Origin of the sequence: Sphingobium amiense (genome assembly GCF_003967075.1) — a bacterium.
GTDB classification, from domain to species: domain Bacteria; phylum Pseudomonadota; class Alphaproteobacteria; order Sphingomonadales; family Sphingomonadaceae; genus Sphingobium; species Sphingobium amiense.
Genome location: NZ_AP018664.1, coordinates 585,021 through 601,124, shown reverse-complemented (window position 1 = coordinate 601,124; position 16,104 = coordinate 585,021). Strand labels below are relative to the sequence as shown.

Sequence of the window (16,104 nt, the reverse complement as noted above, 5' to 3'; positions counted from 1 at the left end):
CGGCCCCTCCCCCCCTGCCGGGGCGCTCAGAATGCCCGAGCACGCCCCATCACGACCCGCAGGCGGCCCTCGCGCAGATTGCGGGCATAGTTCTGCGCCATCAAGGGAAAGCGCGGACCCATCACCGACGCGAGCGAAGGTCCGACTGGCTTCGATGCGATCACCGCGCCGATAGCTTCGATCGAAGACTTGGTCACGTCTTCCCAAATTTCGAGGCGGAGATTGGCGCCTAGCAGGACTGCGGTCGTCTCACCTTCGTCGAGCAGAAAGCTCGACATCTGGCTGTCTGCCCAAGGCGTGGGATAGATCGGGTGCTCGCCCGTACCCGACGCGATCACGTCATGGAACGCAAAGGCGGCGCCGGGCTTTAGAACTCGGCGGATTTCGGTATATAGCCTCGAGCGATCCTTGATATTCATCACCACATGCTGGGTGTAGGCGCCGTCGAAGGAAGCCCCGTGAAACGGCATGTCGAGGAGGTCGCCCACCTGATAGGTCACCTGGTCTGCGAGATCGGTGCGGCTCGCCAGCCTGTTTGCAAGGTCGACATAGGAAGGCGTGAGATCGATTCCGGTGACATGGACGCCGAAGCGCTCCGCGATGAGCCGCGCCGGACCGCCGAGGCCCGCTCCCGCGTCAAGAAGGCGCGCGCCCTTGGCTGGCGCGAGCAGGTCGGCCAGCTCAATCGTTGCGGCCGCACCGCCTGCGTGGAATTGGTCAAGCGGTGCGAGGTCAATCGCACGCGAGACGGCGCGGCTCCGATCAAGCGAAAGCATCACATCGCCGACTGGGTCGGCGCTTGCCGTGCCTGATTGATAGTGGTCGCGGACAATTTCGGTGGTGTTAGGCATGGGTATTTCCGATCTGGTGCGTGTCGGCACTATGCCGGGGGAAATGTACGGTCTGGGCCCTCAAACGATTTCGATGTCGCGAGACGTGCCGGTAGGTGCGCTGGCATCGGAGGGCGGGTTGCGATTCCGCTCGTAGACTTGCTGGTATGGCGTGCGGTCGATCATCAAACTGAGCAGTTCGGGGCGGCTGTAGTGACCGCGCGAGTCCATCATCCGCTTTCGCTTCTCAATCTGCCAGAAGTCGAGTTCGGCGATGATCTCGCCCTCACCTTCGCGGAGCGGCGCGCCACCCAGATATTCGCCTTGCGGCGAGACGATCGCGGTAAAGCATCCGCTGGAAATTGGTTCGACTGATGTGGTCTCGGTGTCCTTAAGGATCTGGGCCTGTTGTTCGGGGGCGAGCCAGGCGGTGGCGCTCAGCACGAAGCAGCCAGCTTCGAGCGCGTGCTGCCGGATGTTGACCGAGATCTGATCAGAAAAGAGGTCGCCGGCGATCGATCCCGGGTACATTGCCGAATGGATTTCCTCGCCATCGGCGATCAGCGCGTAGCGAGCGAGCGGATTGTAATGTTCCCAGCACGCGAGCTGGCCAACCCGCCCGACAGTCGTATCGATGGCGTGCAGGCCTGAACCGTCGCCCATCCCCCAGACCAGGCGCTCGTGATAGGTGGGCGAAATCTTGCGGCGGCGCTGCGCCAGCGTGCCGTCCGCGTCGAACAGGAGCTGTGCGTTGTAGAGGCTCTGGCCGTCTCGTTCGTTGACTCCGATCGACACCACCATGCCGGCCTGGCGGGCGGCTTCGCCAATCGCGCGAGTTGCATCTGACGGAATGACGACGGCCTCGTGAATGAGCTTGTAATGTTCGCGGCCCATCATGTGCGGCGATTCCAGAAACGCGAAGTAGGGATAGTACGGCACTATCGTCTCTGGGAATGTCGCGAACTGCACACCTTGGCGGCCGAGCTCGCCGATCTTGCCGACCACCTTCTCGACGGTGCCTTCCCGACTGTAGAGGACGGGGCTGATCTGGACCGCTGCGGCCCTCACTTTCTTCATCGTCGCCATCCTATGTTGTTGTAGATACACCATGTGAGAGGCAGTTCAGCCGAGGCCGCTCCTGTCAAGCAGGTCGTCCCCGACCGCGAACATCTCTCGCACCGCCGCCGCCCCGAGAAGTTTAGCCGATCGTGCCTGACTCGCTCGCCAGGCAGGCTCGAGATCCTCCAGCGCGGCGAGGCCGGCCGACGTCAAGGCGATTGGACGACTGCGGCCTTTCCCTTCAGTGCTCTCCGCGATCCATCCGTTGTCGAGCATGATCTGCAGGTTCCGGCTGAGCGTCGAACGATCCTGCTTGTGGAACCGCCCCAGAGCCGATCGAGTCATTGGACCGAATTTCGCGATAATGACGAGAAGGATGAACTGAGGGCTGTTCATCCCGAACGGACGGAGCGCAGTGTCGTAGATACCAGTGACCACTCTGGAGATCAGCCGCGAGCGAGTAACTATGCACCCTGCGGCCATTTCATCGATCAGCGCCTCGGACATCTACGACTCGATCCCTTCGCAGACAATATGGTGCATATACACCATATTGTCAATATCTTCATTGCGTAGCGTCTCAATGTGCCCGAGTTCAAAATGATTAAAGCCGGCGCGCGCGCGGTCGTTCATAGAGACAGGCCGGAAACCGAGGCGAGAAAATGACTTCCCTTTCTATCAGTGTCTCTGGAACAGCCTACCTTCAAAAGTGCGTGGCGGCGGGCAAACTGCCGGGGCAAATTCCCTACGATGGCGGCGCGAAGCCGACGACGACCGACCCAAAAAGCGGGAAGCCTTCGGGCGCGGAAGCGCTGGCGCTCGCGGCGCCCTCGGTCAAGGCAGCGATCTTGGGCGGCCTGAAACTGTATGATCCCAAGGCATCGATTGTCGGCTACCAAGATGGGACAAATTTCTTCGATGCGGTGGGCAATAGCATCAACATCGTAGCATAGTGGTCGAAATCTGACGGCAGCTACCCACTGAAAGATTGGTCACTGCCGCCCCGTTTCCGCTGTTCAAGGCCATTCTCTCGGGCGATCTCACGCTATCTCGCCAAAGCGCTACGGACCCCGCTAGACGGTAGGCCGCGTCGAAGGGTCGAGCGCGGCCACCACCACAAGACGTCAAGGCGCAGGCCGAGGCGCGTTCGAAGGAGGAAGCCCTACTATTCCCAAGGGGAGGACACCGGGGCGGGCCGAAAGGCGCCCCATTTTTTCTTGCCGCTGGTACAGGGCTTTCCAAAATCGCCGATGACCAACGCTTCGCGCAACGTGCGACAATCGAATTGGTCACCTGGGACGACGCAGGACCTTTCTGAGATGGCTTTCCGCCCGGGCGAGCTCCTTTTGAACCGAGCGCTTGTGCAGGCCGAACTCGACGGCGATGTCTGCCTGCGATTTCTCATCACGCCACCTGGCCAGGAAGATCGCCTGCCGCCTGCGCGGGAGCGCATGAAGCGCCAATAAGGCTCGGTCCATCTCGTCTGCGGCGAGGGCGGCCGACTCCTGGTCCGGGGCGTTATCCGCAAATTCGGGCAGCTCTCCCGTGTCCATGTTCACCGTGCGCCAATCTCCTCGACGCTTGTTCAAGGCGACATTGACGGCCATTCGATAAAGATAGGAGCGCGGGCTGCGGAGCTCGCCGATATCTGGCTGCGCCCGCAGCTTGAGATAGACATCGTGGAGCGCGTCCGCCGCGGCCTCCGGCGAGCGGAGATGTGCCGAGAGGCGCGTCAGTAGCGGCTCGTATTCGACCTCGAGCAGGGCAAGAAGCTGTTGAACCGGGCCTTGGGTGGTCGCTGAGTTGGAGGTATGGAGTTCGCTTGCCTGCGTGGACCGGATTGGTTTTGAGTCGTCAGTCATTGCCTTCCGGGTTCTGGCGGCGACCCGCTCGCCCAGGCGTCCGACGCAATGTATTTGGTAAACTCGGAGCCACATGGCGGCTCGGAAAGCACTCGATAGGCGGCTTCATACTGATCTCTCCGTCCGCCTCGCCTGAGCCAAATCGTGTCAACGACAGCGCCTGACTGTTGGTCATTCGCGCCGCCTATGGGTTGAGCCGGCTGCGATCCTCCGAATTCTTCCGGTCCCGCCCTCGAGATACTCTCGTCCGGCTAATGTCGGTGCCCACGCGCCGGATCAAGGAAAGCGATGCTACTGTCGTTGATCGTTCTCGACAGCGCGCTTCATCGCCTCGGCGGCTCCCTGGAACCGGCCGCTGAGTCGCCTCCGCTCGGCTTCTTTGGTTGCCGCGCTCATCGACGCCTGATTGTAGGTGATGGTGTAGATCAGCCTGCAGCTTGCCGGCCCCCTCTTCGATAGAGCGACGCAGCCGTGATAGAGGTAGGCCGCCATCGGCCCCTCGGTCTGCACGTATGTGTATGAAGCGTCGCTTTGCCCGACCATAGCCTCAAGGATCGTATCGCCAATCTCCCTTACGCTCCCGATGCCACCATCACCCGAGATCAGCTGGCTGGGAACGTTCAGGAACCTTCCGGCATCGCCGAAATTGCGGATGCATCTCCAGCAATCTTCGACAGACATGGCGATGTCGACCGTACATGTGACCACAGCGACGTCGATCGTGTTCGAGGTGTGCTCAGCCATATGTGGTCTCCAGACTGGTCGGTGTCGAGGCTTGTGCGCCTGGCTTTGACGTCCGGTCGCTCATCCGACGATGTGTATGGAGCATTGCATGGCCTCACCGCGCAGTTCGGCCAGGCTGCGATAGGCCTCGCTCTCATGCCAATCGATCGCAGCTGCGCGGTCGGGAAAGGAGAAAATCGCCCCGCGCTGGTATGGGGTGCCATCGTGGAGCGGATGCAGCGGCCCGAGGATCACGGGCGATCCCCCGTGATCGGCGACCGTCGCGAGCGCCTTCGCCGAATATTCGGCCAGCTTGGCTTCGTCGATCGGCGTGGAATAGAAAACGACAAAGGCTGCCATCGTCATTCCTCCAGGGCGTCGCGCGAGGTCGGGGCGATGTGCCGCGGTGTGTAGTCGCCTTCAATGCCCAGCCAGGTGTTGGAGACGTAGACTGGGTCACGCTGGTGCAGTGCGTGTCCCGCCGCCTCCCCGTGCTCGGCTCTCAGCACCTGCACGTCATTATAGTCACCGCCGTTCTGCGCTCGCAGCGGGATAGGGTCGACCTCCTGGACCGTCAGGAGACGCCGCACATAGTCCTGAGCCATCGTCTCGACAGCCGCTGCGTCGGCGCGGCCTACCTCGTAATAGACCGCCGGCGGTACAACGGCGAAACCGGGATAGAAGAGAACTCCGTGCTGGACCGGCCACAGCAGGTCGTCCATCGTCCCGTTGACGCCGCGCGGCCCATAGTGCGCCATCCGGCCGCCGACCGTCATGGCGACCATTCCTCGTCGTCCTTCGAGCGTCCCTTCGCCGAAACGCTTGCCCCAGAATCCGCCACCGTGGGGGCCGATCCCATAAGCAAATCCATAGGCGTAGACACGATCGACCCAGCCCTTGAGGATGGCCGGCATGCCATACCACCAGAGCGGAAACTGCAGCACGACCACATCTGCCCAGAGCAGCTTGCGTTGTTCCTCGACGACGTCGGGCGCCTGCATGCCTTCGACGAAGGCGTCGCGCGAAGCGCGGGTGTAGTCGAGCGGCCCCTCGACCGCCTGGCCTCCAAGGAAGTCGTCGCGATCCGCAACCGCCTTCCATTTCATCGCATAGAGGTCCGACACGATAACCTCATGGCCGGCCTCCGTCAGCGCTTCGACCGCACGATCGCGAAGGTGTCCGGAGAGCGAGGCGGGCTCGGGATGGGCGTAGACGATCAGGTATTTCATTGGATCACGGCTCCGGAAACAAGGAGAGAGGGTTGGTCGTTGCCGACGTTCAGTCGTCGAAGGCGCGCCATTCCTGGTGCCCTGCCCGATTGCGCCGATAGGATTCGCGCTCGCTGACCGGTCGCGGCGGGAAGTCCGCTGCCGCCGCCATCCAGCGCGCGGTGACGCGCGCGATGCGGCGCCCGAACCGCTCGGCGGTGAGCAGGTCTCCCGGATGGGGTGCGGTGTCGGCATCTCCGTCGGCGACGCTCTGGGTCATCAGGCCGAGCCACGATCCGGTGACGTTGACGTCGGTCGGTGCGCTGTCGGTCGTATTGCCACCGGGCTGGTCACCGACGCCGACCCACACCATCGCCATCTGCGCTGCGAAGACGGCCATCTGTTCCAGGGCGATCAGCTTGTCGCCAGAGCGAGATGCCGAGTTGGTGAACCCGGCCGCGATCTTGTCCTTCCAGACCTGGTCCAGCCACGGCGTGAACGCGGCCTCGAGGAACAATTTGAAGAGGCCATGCGCCGAGCCCATGTAAGTCGGAGCGCCGAACACGATGGCGTCGGCCGCGGCCAGCCGCGTCAGGACGTTGCCGTCGTGCCAGCGGCCGTCCTGGCCGATCTGACGTGCAGTGATCTCGATCAACTCAACTTGTGTGCCGGGAAACGCCGTTGCGCCGTCGCGGATACGCTGCGCCACAGTGCCGGTATGCCCCCGCCCGGATGAATAGACGATCGCAATATTGGCCATTTCTAGTCTTAATCCTTCGGTTCAAGTGCAGCCGGCGAGCGACGGAAACCCTGAAAACGGACCGCACCTAGCCGCCAGCGAGCTATCGATTGAAATTGGAACTTTATGGTGCTGGTATCGCCAGCATGGATGGCAAGAAGCTCGATCTGAACCTGCTGCTCGCCCTTGAGGCGCTGCTCGCCGAGCGGAATGTGACCCGCGCGGCACGGCGACTGAATCTCAGTCAGCCGGCCCTCAGCGCGCAGCTGACAAGGCTCAGGGACATTTTCGGCGACCAGCTGATGATCCCCACGTCGAGAGGGGTGAATCCGACCGCGATGGCGCTCGAACTCCAGGCCCCGCTCCGCGAAGCGCTCGATCAGGCCCGGGCGGTCGTATCCCGGGCGCAGGCCTTCGATCCGGCTAGTGCCGAGATCACCTTCACCATTGCGGCAAGCGACTATATGCAGGTCGCGGTGTTGCTGCCATTCCTGGTGAAGTTGAACACCAACGCACCCGGACTGCGACTGATGGTGCGGATCCTCGACATTCCCTCGGTCGCCTCCGAGCTGGAGCGCGGTGTAATCGACATCGCATTCGTTCAGCCGATCGATGCCGAGGGTCCCGGTCTGCGCAGCACCACGGTTCTGCGCGATCGTTATATCGGCATCATCCGAAGGGGTTCGCTTGGAGCGGACGGCATGAGTATCGATCGATTTCTCGACGCTCGCCACATCATTGTGTCGCTGAACTGGGATGGCTTCGCTGGTCCCACGGACATCGCGCTCGCCGCGATCGGCCTGAAGCGGAACGTCGCGTTCGCGGTTTCCTCGTTCGTGTTCCTGATCGAATCGGTGTCGCGATGCGATCTGATCGCGTTGGTCCCACAACGGCTGACCACGCGGTATGTTGACCGGATCGACACGTTCGAGCCGCCCGTCGCCGTCCCGGGCATCGAGCTCAAGATGCTGTGGCATGACCGGACCCACGACCACCCCGGCTATCAATGGCTCCGGAGCGAGTTCGAGGCATTCTGCGCGCGACACTGACGGCGAGAGATTGAACGGTTTCCATCAGTGATATCGTGGCGCGATATGGTTGTGGGACACATTGACGCCGACCACGCGCTCGGCATCCGCGTAAGCCCGCCAGTCGGCGATATCCGGTAGCGAAGGGATGCAGACCGGCTCTCCCATCTCGAGTGCTCGCAGCGAGGCGACGACGACATCGTCTGCCCGCATCACCCGCTCCTTGGGGAAATCTGATACGCGACCGCCGGCGACTTCGTGGAAGCCCGTGTCGACCACGCCCGGCATCAGGAGTTGGATCCTCAGGTCGGTCCCGGCGGCTTCCACCTGCATATGACGGGTGAACGCCATGACGTAGTTCTTCGACGCCCCATAGCCGGCGTTGGTGGGGAACTGGAGGAATGCGGTGCCAGACGAGATGTTGATGATGCTTCCCCGCCCCTCGGCCATCATCCGTTTCATCGCGATGTGTGACAGGCGGCTGAGCGCCACGACGTTCACCAGGATCATGCGCTCGAGTGCGTCCGGGTCGAGTTCAGCGACCTTGCCGCGCGACGAAAAGCCGGCACTGTTCACCAGGAGGTCAACCCGGTCGCCCGAGGCGATCCGCTGTGCGACCGCGGTCACTCCGGCGGACGTCTCGAGATCGGCCACCAGCACCTCGGCCTCAATCCCGTGGTCCGATTGCAGCCGATCCGCGATTTCCGCCAGCCGATCACCGCGGCGCGCGGCGAGAATGAGATCGTGGCCGGTCCGGGCAAGGTGCTCGGCGAAGCTGAGCCCGATACCGGCGGAAGCGCCGGTGACAAGGGCGCGGGGGCGATGCGAAGACATTATGATTCTCCTGGTTCGAATGGCGAATGGTCGCGCGTCACGTGGCAGACGGCCCGCGCGGCAAGGCTCCAAGGGTTGCAAAGGCGACGATCCCAGAGGCGCCTGCCAATGCGGCGAAAATGAGCGTCGCGACATGGAATGCGGGAAGGAGCGCGGTGCTTGTCCGGGCAATCACCGCCCCCGAAAAGGCGGTCGCCAACAGACCGCCGGTACGCGCGATGGCATTGTTGAAGCCCGATGCTGTGCCGGTATGGTGGCTGTCGACCGAAGACAGCACGGCCGCGGTCAACGGCGCCACGCAGATCGCCATTCCCAAAGCGATAACGGCGATGCCGGGGAATATGCTCGTCCAGTATCCCGCACGCGGGTCAACCCGCGCGAGCAACGCAAATCCGAGCGCCGCGAGTATAGGCCCGGCCGAAAGCGGAAGGCGCGGACCGATGCGTTCGCTGATCCGGCCCAGCAACCGCGATGCGGTGCCAATCCCCAGCGGAAGCGGGAGCAGCGCAATCCCGGCCTCGACGGGTGCATAGCCCCCGGTGATGAGGATGTAAGGCAGGAGGACCAGCATCCCGCCGAGCGCGCCGTAGAGCAGAAAGGTGGTGACCGTCAGGCCGACGAAGGGGTCGACGCGAACATGCGGACCGGCATCATCGCGCGCTCCCCCGCGCGCCGCTCGTGCAGCACCAGGATGACGAGGAGCACGGCGCCGGCAGTCCCGGTGAGCATCGGCAATGCGGTCAACTCGCGCTGCTCCGACAATGTCGTCAGGCTAAGGGTCACCAGACCGAGCGCCAGCGTCGCGAGCAGAGCGCCGAGCCAGTCGATCGGGCGATCTCGCTCACCGCTTTCCCGGACGAAACACGAGGTTGCGATGATTGCGAGAGCAGCGACCGGCAGGTTCAACAGGAAGATCGCGCGCCACCCGATCGAGCCCACCAGCCAGCCTCCGAGCGGCGGCCCCACCGCGCTGGCGATCGCGCCAATGGACGCCCAGGTTCCGATGGCGCGGCCTCGCGCCTCTCCCGCAAAGGCATCGCCAAGCACTGCCAGGCTGTTGGGCATAAGCAGAGCGGCGCCAATCCCCTGAAAACCACGCCCGGCGAGAAGCAGCCCGGAACGGGGCGCGAGCGCGCAGAGCACCGAGGAAAAGGCGAACAACGTCGTCCCGACGATGAGAAGTGACCGGCGTCCGAACCGGTCGCCGGCAGCCCCGCCCAGTAGCAGCAACGCGGAGAGCGGCAGGAGGTATGCGTTGATCGTCCATTGCAGGTCGGACGGGCTCGCGCCCAGGCTTCGACCGATGGAGGGAAGCGCGACGTTGACGACCGAACCGTCGATGAATGCGAGACTCGACGCGGCGATAGTGGCTACCAATATCCAGCCTGGGTGCCGTGCGCCGCCGTCGCTGTCAGTCGCCGACGCAAGGGCGTGATCGCCGGCGGTTGGCAACGAGACGCTCATAGGAGGCGGTCGCGCGTCATGCGGTCGCATCCCCTTGGGCGCGACCCAGTTGGTTGCCGCGCGCCGAAACCGCGACGACCACGACGGACGCCACCAGCGCGAGCATGCCAGAGGTCAAGAAAGCGGGCGTATAGGTGCCCAACGCTTCGCGAACGACGCCCGCGCCGAACGCCGCAGCTGCCGCACCGGCCTGATGCCCAACCGCGATCCAGCCGAAAACGATCGGGGCGTCGCGGGCACCGAAGGCTTGATTGGCGAGTTTCACGGTCGGCGGAATCGTCGCAATCCAGTCCAGGCCGAAGAACACCGCAAAAATGCCCAGGCTCACCGGACCGAAGTCGATGAAGGGGAGCGCCACCAGCGACAAACCGCGCAGGCCGTAATAGACGGCGAGAAGGCGGCGCGGGTCGTAGCGGTCGGTGAGCCAGCCCGAGCCGGTGGTCCCGAACAGATCAAAGAATCCGATCAGGGACAGCAAGCCGGCGGCCGCAACCGGCGCGACGCCGTGGTCACCGCAATAGGCGATCATGTGGGTGCCCACGAGGCCGTTGGTTGTTAGGCCGCAAACGAAGAAGGTGCCAAAGAGCAGCCAGAACATCGGATGGTGCGCAGCGCGAAACAGAGCCTCGAACGCGAGCCATGGTGTCGCAGCCTGTTTGAGCGGAGGTGGCGGCGCGCTTTGGTCGGTTTCGCCGTGACGTCGCGCGCCGACGTCATCGGGATGTTCCGCCACGAACAGGGCGACCAGCGGGATCAGGAGGGCGCTGGCGGCGCTCACTGCGATCACCACCGGACGCCACGCGCCGCCCTCGGCCAGCCACGCCAGGAATGGCAGGAAAACAAGCGATCCGGTCGCTGTGCTCGCGCTCAACATGCCCATCACGAGCCCCTGCTGGGTGGCGAACCATCGGTTCACGACAGCGGCGCCGAGCACCGACGCCACGGCGCCTGTGCCGATGCCCGAGAAGAGGCCCCAGGTCAGGACATAGTGCCACGGTTCGGTCATCCAGAGACTGGACAGAGTCGCGAACGACATGAGCGCGAGCCCGGCAAGCATTGTGCGCTTGATGCCATAGGCGATCATCAGCGCCGCCGAAAACGGGCCGACCAGCCCGTAGAGGAAGATCCCCACGGCTGCCGCGAAGGATATCGTCGCCCGATCCCAGCCGAAGTACGCCTCGAGCGGCACGATCAGCACGCCTGGCGTCGAGCGAATGCCAGCGGAGACGAGGAGTGCGAGAAAGGTCACCGCGACCACGATCCAGGCGTATGCAGCCCTCTGCCGGAAGCGAAAGATCATGGCCGATCTCCACGGTGGATGACGTCCCCGGTCGGTGTCATCGAGGGCAGGACAGTGGTCATCGTCTTGCGCCGGCCGTGCTGCGAGCGGGCGAAAGCAGGTGACGCGCGCGGATCTCGTCGGCGTCCAGTTCGCGTTCGAGGACTCGGAATACGTCGATACCGATCTCGCCGGCGCGGAACATCCTGATCAATTCGGTGCGCCCGGCCCCAAGGGAGGCCAGCAGCGTGTCGAAATGGTCGGTTCTAACCGAATCGAGGGCGCCATCAGCGTCGATCGCGCGCGTGATCGCCGCCAGCCGGAAGCGCAGCTGCTCGACCATTCGCGGATGACGGTGGACGCCGGCATCGTCAGCGGAAAGCCTTTCAAGCGCGGCGAGCTCGGCTGCCACCACATGCCTGCGAGCGATGCTTTCGATCAGCCGGTCATCGTCGAGGAATGCGCGATCGAAGCCGAGCCATCGCACGAGCGGCGCCAAGGTCGCTCCCTGGACAACAACCGTCACCAGGATGACTGTGAACGACGCGAGAAGGATGAAGTCGCGTCCTGGAAACCCGTCAGGCAAGGAAAGCGCGGCGGCGAGGCTGACCACGCCGCGCATGCCCGCCCAGCTCATGACGAGAGGGATGCGGAATGCAGGATAGGGATCTCGGCGCCGCAGCGCCGGGAACATCGCCCGCACGCCGTATGACATCGACACAATCCAGATGAAGCGGGCGATCACTACGGTGGCCACGACGGCGGCCAGTTGAAACAGTATCTGCTGCGAGGCGATCGCGCCCAGCGACATCCGGCTTAGAACACTGCGCAACGACAGGCCGATCAGGATGAAGATGAAGCTCTCCAGGATGAATCCGATCACCTCCCAGACCGCCTGCGACTGGAAGCGCTGCTCGGCGTCGAGAAGCTCGTGCTGACGCCACCCCATGATGATGCCGCAGACGACGGTTGCGAGCACGCCGGAAGCTCCGAGAGCGTCTCCGAGGATGTAGGAACCCCATGAAACGAGAAAGCTCGCGGTAACGCCCAATTCCCCGGCGAACACCCGACCCGTGGCGAAGCTCGCAAGGAGACCACAGGCCAGACCGATCCCAAGGCCGCCGAAGACAAGATAGAGGAAGCTGCCGGCCGCCCCCGAGCCGCTGAAGGTTCCCGTCAGCGCGGCGACGACGGCGAAGCGATAGAGAACCAGACCGGTCGCATCGTTGAGCAGGCTTTCGCCTTCGAGGAGGGTCACGGTGCGCGATGGCAACGGCATGCCCTTGAGTATCGCCTTCGCGGCTATCGCATCCGGCGGCGAGACGATGGCGCCGAGTGCAAAGCAGGCTGCCCACGGGAGCTGGGGCAAGAGCCAGTGCGTTACCCAACCTACGGTGAGCGTAGTGAACAGCACCGCGCCGACCGCGAGCTGCAGGATGATCCGGAGGTCGGCCCGAAAAGCGCGCCAGTCGGTCAGGTATGCACTGAGCAGCAGCAGCGGCGGAAGGAACAGCACCAGCACAAGGTCCGGGTCCAGTTCGAGCGAGGGCATCCCGGGCATCAGGGCAAGGACGAGGCCGCCAAAGATGAGTGCGCCGGCCTGCGGCAACCGCCACCGTCTTGCCGCGAGGGTCAGCACCAGGGAGGCCGATATCAGCAGCAAGACGATCTCGAAGCGGTGCGTAATACTCATACGCTAGAGGCCGGCCGCCAGCCGCGCGGTCGAAGCGCCGCGCCGCACGGGACACCCCGCGCGCCTGTCCGTTTTCGCGAACCGAGCGCGGGGATGTCGAAAATCATGCTGTCACATTCAGGTATCGCGACGCCGGAGCGCTCTTCTGGGACGCCCCCAGCAGCGCCAGGGTCGAGGCATCAAAATCCGCAATGAGCCGATCGGCTTCCTCGACCGACGGCATGGTGATGGTTTCGCCGGCGTCGAGCCCGGCGAGCGCTGCATCGACCATCGCCTCCACGGTCATCACGATCGCGGGATCGAGCGCGGAAAGCGGGACGCCGGATATGTCCCACAGGTCCGTCGCCGTGGCAGCTGGCGCGACCAGCTGGACGGACACATTGGTGCCGGCAAGCTCATCGATCAGCCCTCTGGTGAAGAGCATCACATAGGCCTTGGTGGCGCTGTAGATCGTGCTGACTGGAAGCGACCGGAAACCCAGCACCGAACCGATGTTCACGATCGCCCCCCGGTCACGATCCTTCATGCCCGGAAGCACTGCCATGGTGAGCCGGACAAGCGCGCGGATGTTGAGGTCAGTCATCGCCTGAGCCGCCGCGACCGAAGTATCGGCGACGGGTGCCAGGGTGGAAGTGCCGGCATTATTGACGAGAAGCGTGACCGTATCGTCGGCCCCGATCTCGGCCGCAAACGCTTCCAGCTGATCGGCGTCGGCCAGATCGGCGGTGGCGGCGCGCACGGCCACGCCGAACTTGTTGCGCAAGGTTTCGGCCAGCGCCTCGAGACGGTCGGTTCGGCGGGCGGCGAGCACAAGATCGAAGCCGCGCGCGGCAAGGCACTCGGCATAGGCCGCGCCGATCCCCGCGGATGCTCCTGTCACCACAGCCGTCCCGTGCCGATCACCGTTCCTGTCGTTCGCCATCGATCTATCCCGTCTATCTTGAGGCCGATGCGGCGGCATCCGACGCTGGACCTGCTTGGGCATGTTACCTGATATTCATACGGCATAGAGTCAAGCCAGGGTCCGGTGATCCCTCGCTATATCTAGGTATAGGTCGGCTTGTTGGGGAATTGCGGGTAATGCTGGCAATCGACAATCAAACATGACAGTTATCATGGATATGAGCGGAATTTGCGCATTCGCGACACGGCATTCGAAACGGGCGCCATTCCCAGGTGGGTCGTCCGCGTTGGCGCCTGGGGCGAGTGCGGGGCCTTTCCTGCGCCCGCTCGCAGGCGAGCGACCGACGGACGGTGACGCCACCGGCCTCCTGGAACCGTTGACGGTGCGCCCGCTTGTGGTCGCCAGACAATGGGTGCGGGACTGACGCGATGGTCACAGTCCACCATCTGAATTTCTCGAGATCGACACGTATCCTCTGGCTGCTCGAAGAGATCGGCATGCCTTACGAGATCGTCGGGTATGTAAGAGAGCCGGGGTTTCGCGCACCGGCGGAGCTTCGCGCCGTCCATCCCCTGGGCAAGGCGCCGGTGATCGAGGACGGCGGCCATCTCATCGCCGAGTCTGCGGTCATCCTCGACTACCTTGACCGGACCTATGCGGATGGCAGGTTCACGCCCCGGGACGGCGCGGCTCGGCTTCGCCATTCGGAGATGATGCACTTTGCCGAGGCTGCGATCGGCAGCTCCCTGAGGACCAATCTCTATGGGCGTCTCACCGGAGGACTGACCGGCACGTTCGCGGCCATCATCGAGCGGGACACGGGTGCGGCGCTCGGGCATGTGGAGACGCAGATCAGTGAGCCCTATTTCCAGGGCGACGGACTGACCCTCGCCGACGTCCAGCTCGGCTACCTGCTCGACCTGGCAAGTTACCTCGGGCTCCTGTCCGACTATCCCAGCGCAACCGCATATCTCGGGCGGCTCAAGGAACGTGACGCATTCAAGAAGGCGGTGAGCGTCGGCGGCCCAATGACGCCGCCGGCCTGATCAGCGCCCGCCCCTGCCGCGCTCCATCAATCAAACCCCGGAATCAGCCGACATGGAACCCACACACTACAAAACAGCGCTAATCATCGGAGCAGGCAGCGGGATCAGCGCGGCTGCGGCCCGGGCCTTCACGGCGTCGGGCATGAAGGTCGCCCTGGCGGCCCGGGACGCGCGAAAGCTCGATGGGCTCGCCGCCGAGACTGGGGCCGCGGTCTTCGCCGTGGATGCCGCGGATCCCGCGGGAGTGCGCTCGCTGTTCGATCAGGTCGACGGGTCGATCGGATCCCCGGAGGTCGTTCTCTACAATCCGGGCGCCCGGGCACACGGCCCGCTTGCCGATATCGATCCCGAAGACGTCCGCACTGCGATCGAAATATGCGCGTTCGGCGGGTTCCTGGCGATACAGCAGGCTGCGCGGCGCATGGTGCCGAAGGGGTACGGCGCCATCCTGCTGACGGGAGCCACCGCGAGCATCAAGGGATATCCGCTCTCAGCAGCCTTCGCGATGGGCAAGTTCGCGCTGCGCGGCCTTGCGCAGAGTGCTGCGCGCGAACTGGGGCCGCGAGGCGTGCATGTGGCCCATTTCATCATCGATGGAGCGGTGAGCAAGGTTGGGTCGGACCCGGATGCCGCCCAGCTAAGCTCCGAAAGCATCGCGCGCGTCTTTCTGGATGTGCTGCGCCAGCCGCGTGACGCCTGGACCCAGGAAATCGACCTGAGGCCCTGGGCCGAGGCTTTCTGATTCCCAATCGGACACCCCAATACGGAGAGATCGAGATGACCACCGCAACCTACACCGCCGCCGATACCGCCCTCCTGGTGGTTGACCCTTATAACGATTTCATGAGCGAGGGCGGCAAGCTCTACGAGGCGATCCGGCCGACGGCCGAGGCGTCCGGCCTGTTCGATAACCTTCGCAAGATCCTGCCGGCATTTCGCGCGGCCGGGGTGAAGGTGTTCATCGTGCCGCATCATCGGTCGCGCGCCGATGATTATGCCAAATGGGATCATCTCAACATGTTCCAGAAGGCAAATATCCCGAGCCAGGCGTTTGGCGAGGGCACCTGGGGCGGCGAATTCAATCCCGAGTTCGGTCCCCAGGAAGGGGATATCGTCGTCAAGGAGCATTGGGCTCAGAGCGGATTCGCCAACACCGATCTCGACTTCCTGCTCAAGCAGCACGGCGCGCGCAAGCTCGTGCTCGTCGGTCTGATCGCCAACAGCTGCATCGAATCGACGGCCCGCTTCGGCATGGAGCTCGGCTACCACGTCACGATCGTCCCTGACGCCACCGCTGCGTTCAGCCACGAGGGGATGGTCGCCGCGGCAACGAATGCGCCGATGTACGCGCATGCCATTCTCAAGACCGAGGAGCTGCTGGGCCAGCTCGGCTGACCTCATCGCTGCGTCTTCGCTCCTCCTCCTTTCGGCTCAA

General features: G+C 63.9%; 19 protein-coding genes. 5 read left to right on the top strand and 14 right to left on the bottom strand.

Features of this window, described 5'->3' with window-relative positions; translation table 11 throughout:
* Positions 1-26: 26 nt before the first annotated feature.
* The 3 genes from SAMIE_RS02840 to SAMIE_RS02830 are packed head-to-tail and all read right to left on the bottom strand — an operon-like array spanning position 27 to position 2,396.
* Entirely contained in the window at positions 27-881 is an 855-nt protein-coding gene (locus SAMIE_RS02840; protein WP_126516713.1) for an SAM-dependent methyltransferase, read from the bottom strand.
* A 30-nt stretch (positions 882-911) separates the two neighbouring features.
* The gene (locus SAMIE_RS02835; RefSeq protein ID WP_232037355.1) at positions 912-1,916 is read right to left on the bottom strand and encodes a nitrilase-related carbon-nitrogen hydrolase; all 1,005 of its coding nucleotides are present in this window, start codon (positions 1,914-1,916) and stop codon (positions 912-914) included.
* Positions 1,917-1,952: 36 nt separating this feature from the next.
* On the bottom strand, positions 1,953-2,396 hold the full coding sequence (locus SAMIE_RS02830; RefSeq protein ID WP_083952385.1) for a MarR family winged helix-turn-helix transcriptional regulator: 444 nt from the start codon (positions 2,394-2,396) through the stop codon (positions 1,953-1,955).
* A 155-nt stretch (positions 2,397-2,551) separates the two neighbouring features.
* Between SAMIE_RS02830 and SAMIE_RS02825 the strand changes: the two genes are divergently transcribed.
* The gene (locus SAMIE_RS02825) at positions 2,552-2,842 is read left to right on the top strand and encodes a hypothetical protein (RefSeq protein WP_126516712.1); all 291 of its coding nucleotides are present in this window, start codon (positions 2,552-2,554) and stop codon (positions 2,840-2,842) included.
* 336 nt (positions 2,843-3,178) lie between these two features.
* Here the strand turns inward: SAMIE_RS02825 and SAMIE_RS02820 are convergent, their stop codons facing one another.
* The 5 genes from SAMIE_RS02820 to SAMIE_RS02800 form a co-directional block, all read right to left on the bottom strand.
* Positions 3,179-3,751, bottom strand: coding sequence for an RNA polymerase sigma factor (locus SAMIE_RS02820; RefSeq protein ID WP_066697795.1), 573 nt, complete (start codon positions 3,749-3,751; stop codon positions 3,179-3,181).
* A 291-nt stretch (positions 3,752-4,042) separates the two neighbouring features.
* Positions 4,043-4,495 (bottom strand): SRPBCC family protein, encoded by a 453-nt coding sequence (locus SAMIE_RS02815; RefSeq protein ID WP_066697797.1) that lies wholly within the window; start codon positions 4,493-4,495, stop codon positions 4,043-4,045.
* Between the two features lie 60 nt (positions 4,496-4,555).
* The gene (locus SAMIE_RS02810; protein WP_066697806.1) at positions 4,556-4,834 is read right to left on the bottom strand and encodes a DUF1330 domain-containing protein; all 279 of its coding nucleotides are present in this window, start codon (positions 4,832-4,834) and stop codon (positions 4,556-4,558) included.
* A 2-nt stretch (positions 4,835-4,836) separates the two neighbouring features.
* Entirely contained in the window at positions 4,837-5,703 is an 867-nt protein-coding gene (locus SAMIE_RS02805) for an NAD(P)H-dependent oxidoreductase (protein WP_083952387.1), read from the bottom strand.
* 49 nt (positions 5,704-5,752) lie between these two features.
* Positions 5,753-6,442, bottom strand: coding sequence for a flavodoxin family protein (locus SAMIE_RS02800; protein WP_083952388.1), 690 nt, complete (start codon positions 6,440-6,442; stop codon positions 5,753-5,755).
* A gap of 125 nt (positions 6,443-6,567) precedes the next feature.
* Here SAMIE_RS02800 and SAMIE_RS02795 point away from each other — a divergent pair, with 125 nt between their 5' ends.
* On the top strand, positions 6,568-7,470 hold the full coding sequence (locus SAMIE_RS02795) for a LysR family transcriptional regulator (protein ID WP_066697808.1): 903 nt from the start codon (positions 6,568-6,570) through the stop codon (positions 7,468-7,470).
* A 24-nt stretch (positions 7,471-7,494) separates the two neighbouring features.
* Here SAMIE_RS02795 and SAMIE_RS02790 read toward each other — a convergent pair whose 3' ends face one another.
* The 6 genes from SAMIE_RS02790 to SAMIE_RS02770 all read right to left on the bottom strand — a co-directional run bounded on the left by SAMIE_RS02790 (position 7,495) and on the right by SAMIE_RS02770 (position 13,641).
* A complete protein-coding gene (locus SAMIE_RS02790; protein WP_066697810.1) occupies positions 7,495-8,283 on the bottom strand; it encodes an SDR family NAD(P)-dependent oxidoreductase in 789 nt (262 codons plus the stop codon).
* 37 nt (positions 8,284-8,320) lie between these two features.
* Positions 8,321-8,854, bottom strand: a complete 534-nt coding sequence (locus SAMIE_RS23695; protein WP_332003986.1) for an MFS transporter — start codon at positions 8,852-8,854, stop codon at positions 8,321-8,323.
* A gap of 38 nt (positions 8,855-8,892) precedes the next feature.
* Positions 8,893-9,747, bottom strand: coding sequence for an MFS transporter (locus SAMIE_RS23690; RefSeq protein ID WP_232037354.1), 855 nt, complete (start codon positions 9,745-9,747; stop codon positions 8,893-8,895).
* A 16-nt stretch (positions 9,748-9,763) separates the two neighbouring features.
* Positions 9,764-11,047 (bottom strand): MFS transporter, encoded by a 1,284-nt coding sequence (locus SAMIE_RS02780; protein ID WP_066697812.1) that lies wholly within the window; start codon positions 11,045-11,047, stop codon positions 9,764-9,766.
* 58 nt (positions 11,048-11,105) lie between these two features.
* Positions 11,106-12,719: a Na+/H+ antiporter gene (locus SAMIE_RS02775; RefSeq protein ID WP_066697828.1), complete on the bottom strand. Its 1,614-nt coding sequence runs from the start codon at positions 12,717-12,719 to the stop codon at positions 11,106-11,108.
* Between the two features lie 103 nt (positions 12,720-12,822).
* Positions 12,823-13,641: an SDR family NAD(P)-dependent oxidoreductase gene (locus tag SAMIE_RS02770; RefSeq protein WP_066697830.1), complete on the bottom strand. Its 819-nt coding sequence runs from the start codon at positions 13,639-13,641 to the stop codon at positions 12,823-12,825.
* A 410-nt stretch (positions 13,642-14,051) separates the two neighbouring features.
* Here SAMIE_RS02770 and SAMIE_RS02765 point away from each other — a divergent pair, with 410 nt between their 5' ends.
* Genes SAMIE_RS02765 through SAMIE_RS02755 form a run of 3 tightly spaced genes read left to right on the top strand, consistent with a single transcriptional unit; the run spans position 14,052 to position 16,064 of the window.
* A complete protein-coding gene (locus SAMIE_RS02765; protein WP_066697833.1) occupies positions 14,052-14,669 on the top strand; it encodes a glutathione S-transferase family protein in 618 nt (205 codons plus the stop codon).
* Positions 14,670-14,721: 52 nt separating this feature from the next.
* Positions 14,722-15,411, top strand: coding sequence for an SDR family NAD(P)-dependent oxidoreductase (locus tag SAMIE_RS02760; RefSeq protein WP_066697835.1), 690 nt, complete (start codon positions 14,722-14,724; stop codon positions 15,409-15,411).
* Positions 15,412-15,446: 35 nt separating this feature from the next.
* Positions 15,447-16,064: an isochorismatase family cysteine hydrolase gene (locus SAMIE_RS02755; RefSeq protein ID WP_066697837.1), complete on the top strand. Its 618-nt coding sequence runs from the start codon at positions 15,447-15,449 to the stop codon at positions 16,062-16,064.
* Positions 16,065-16,104: the final 40 nt, after the last annotated feature.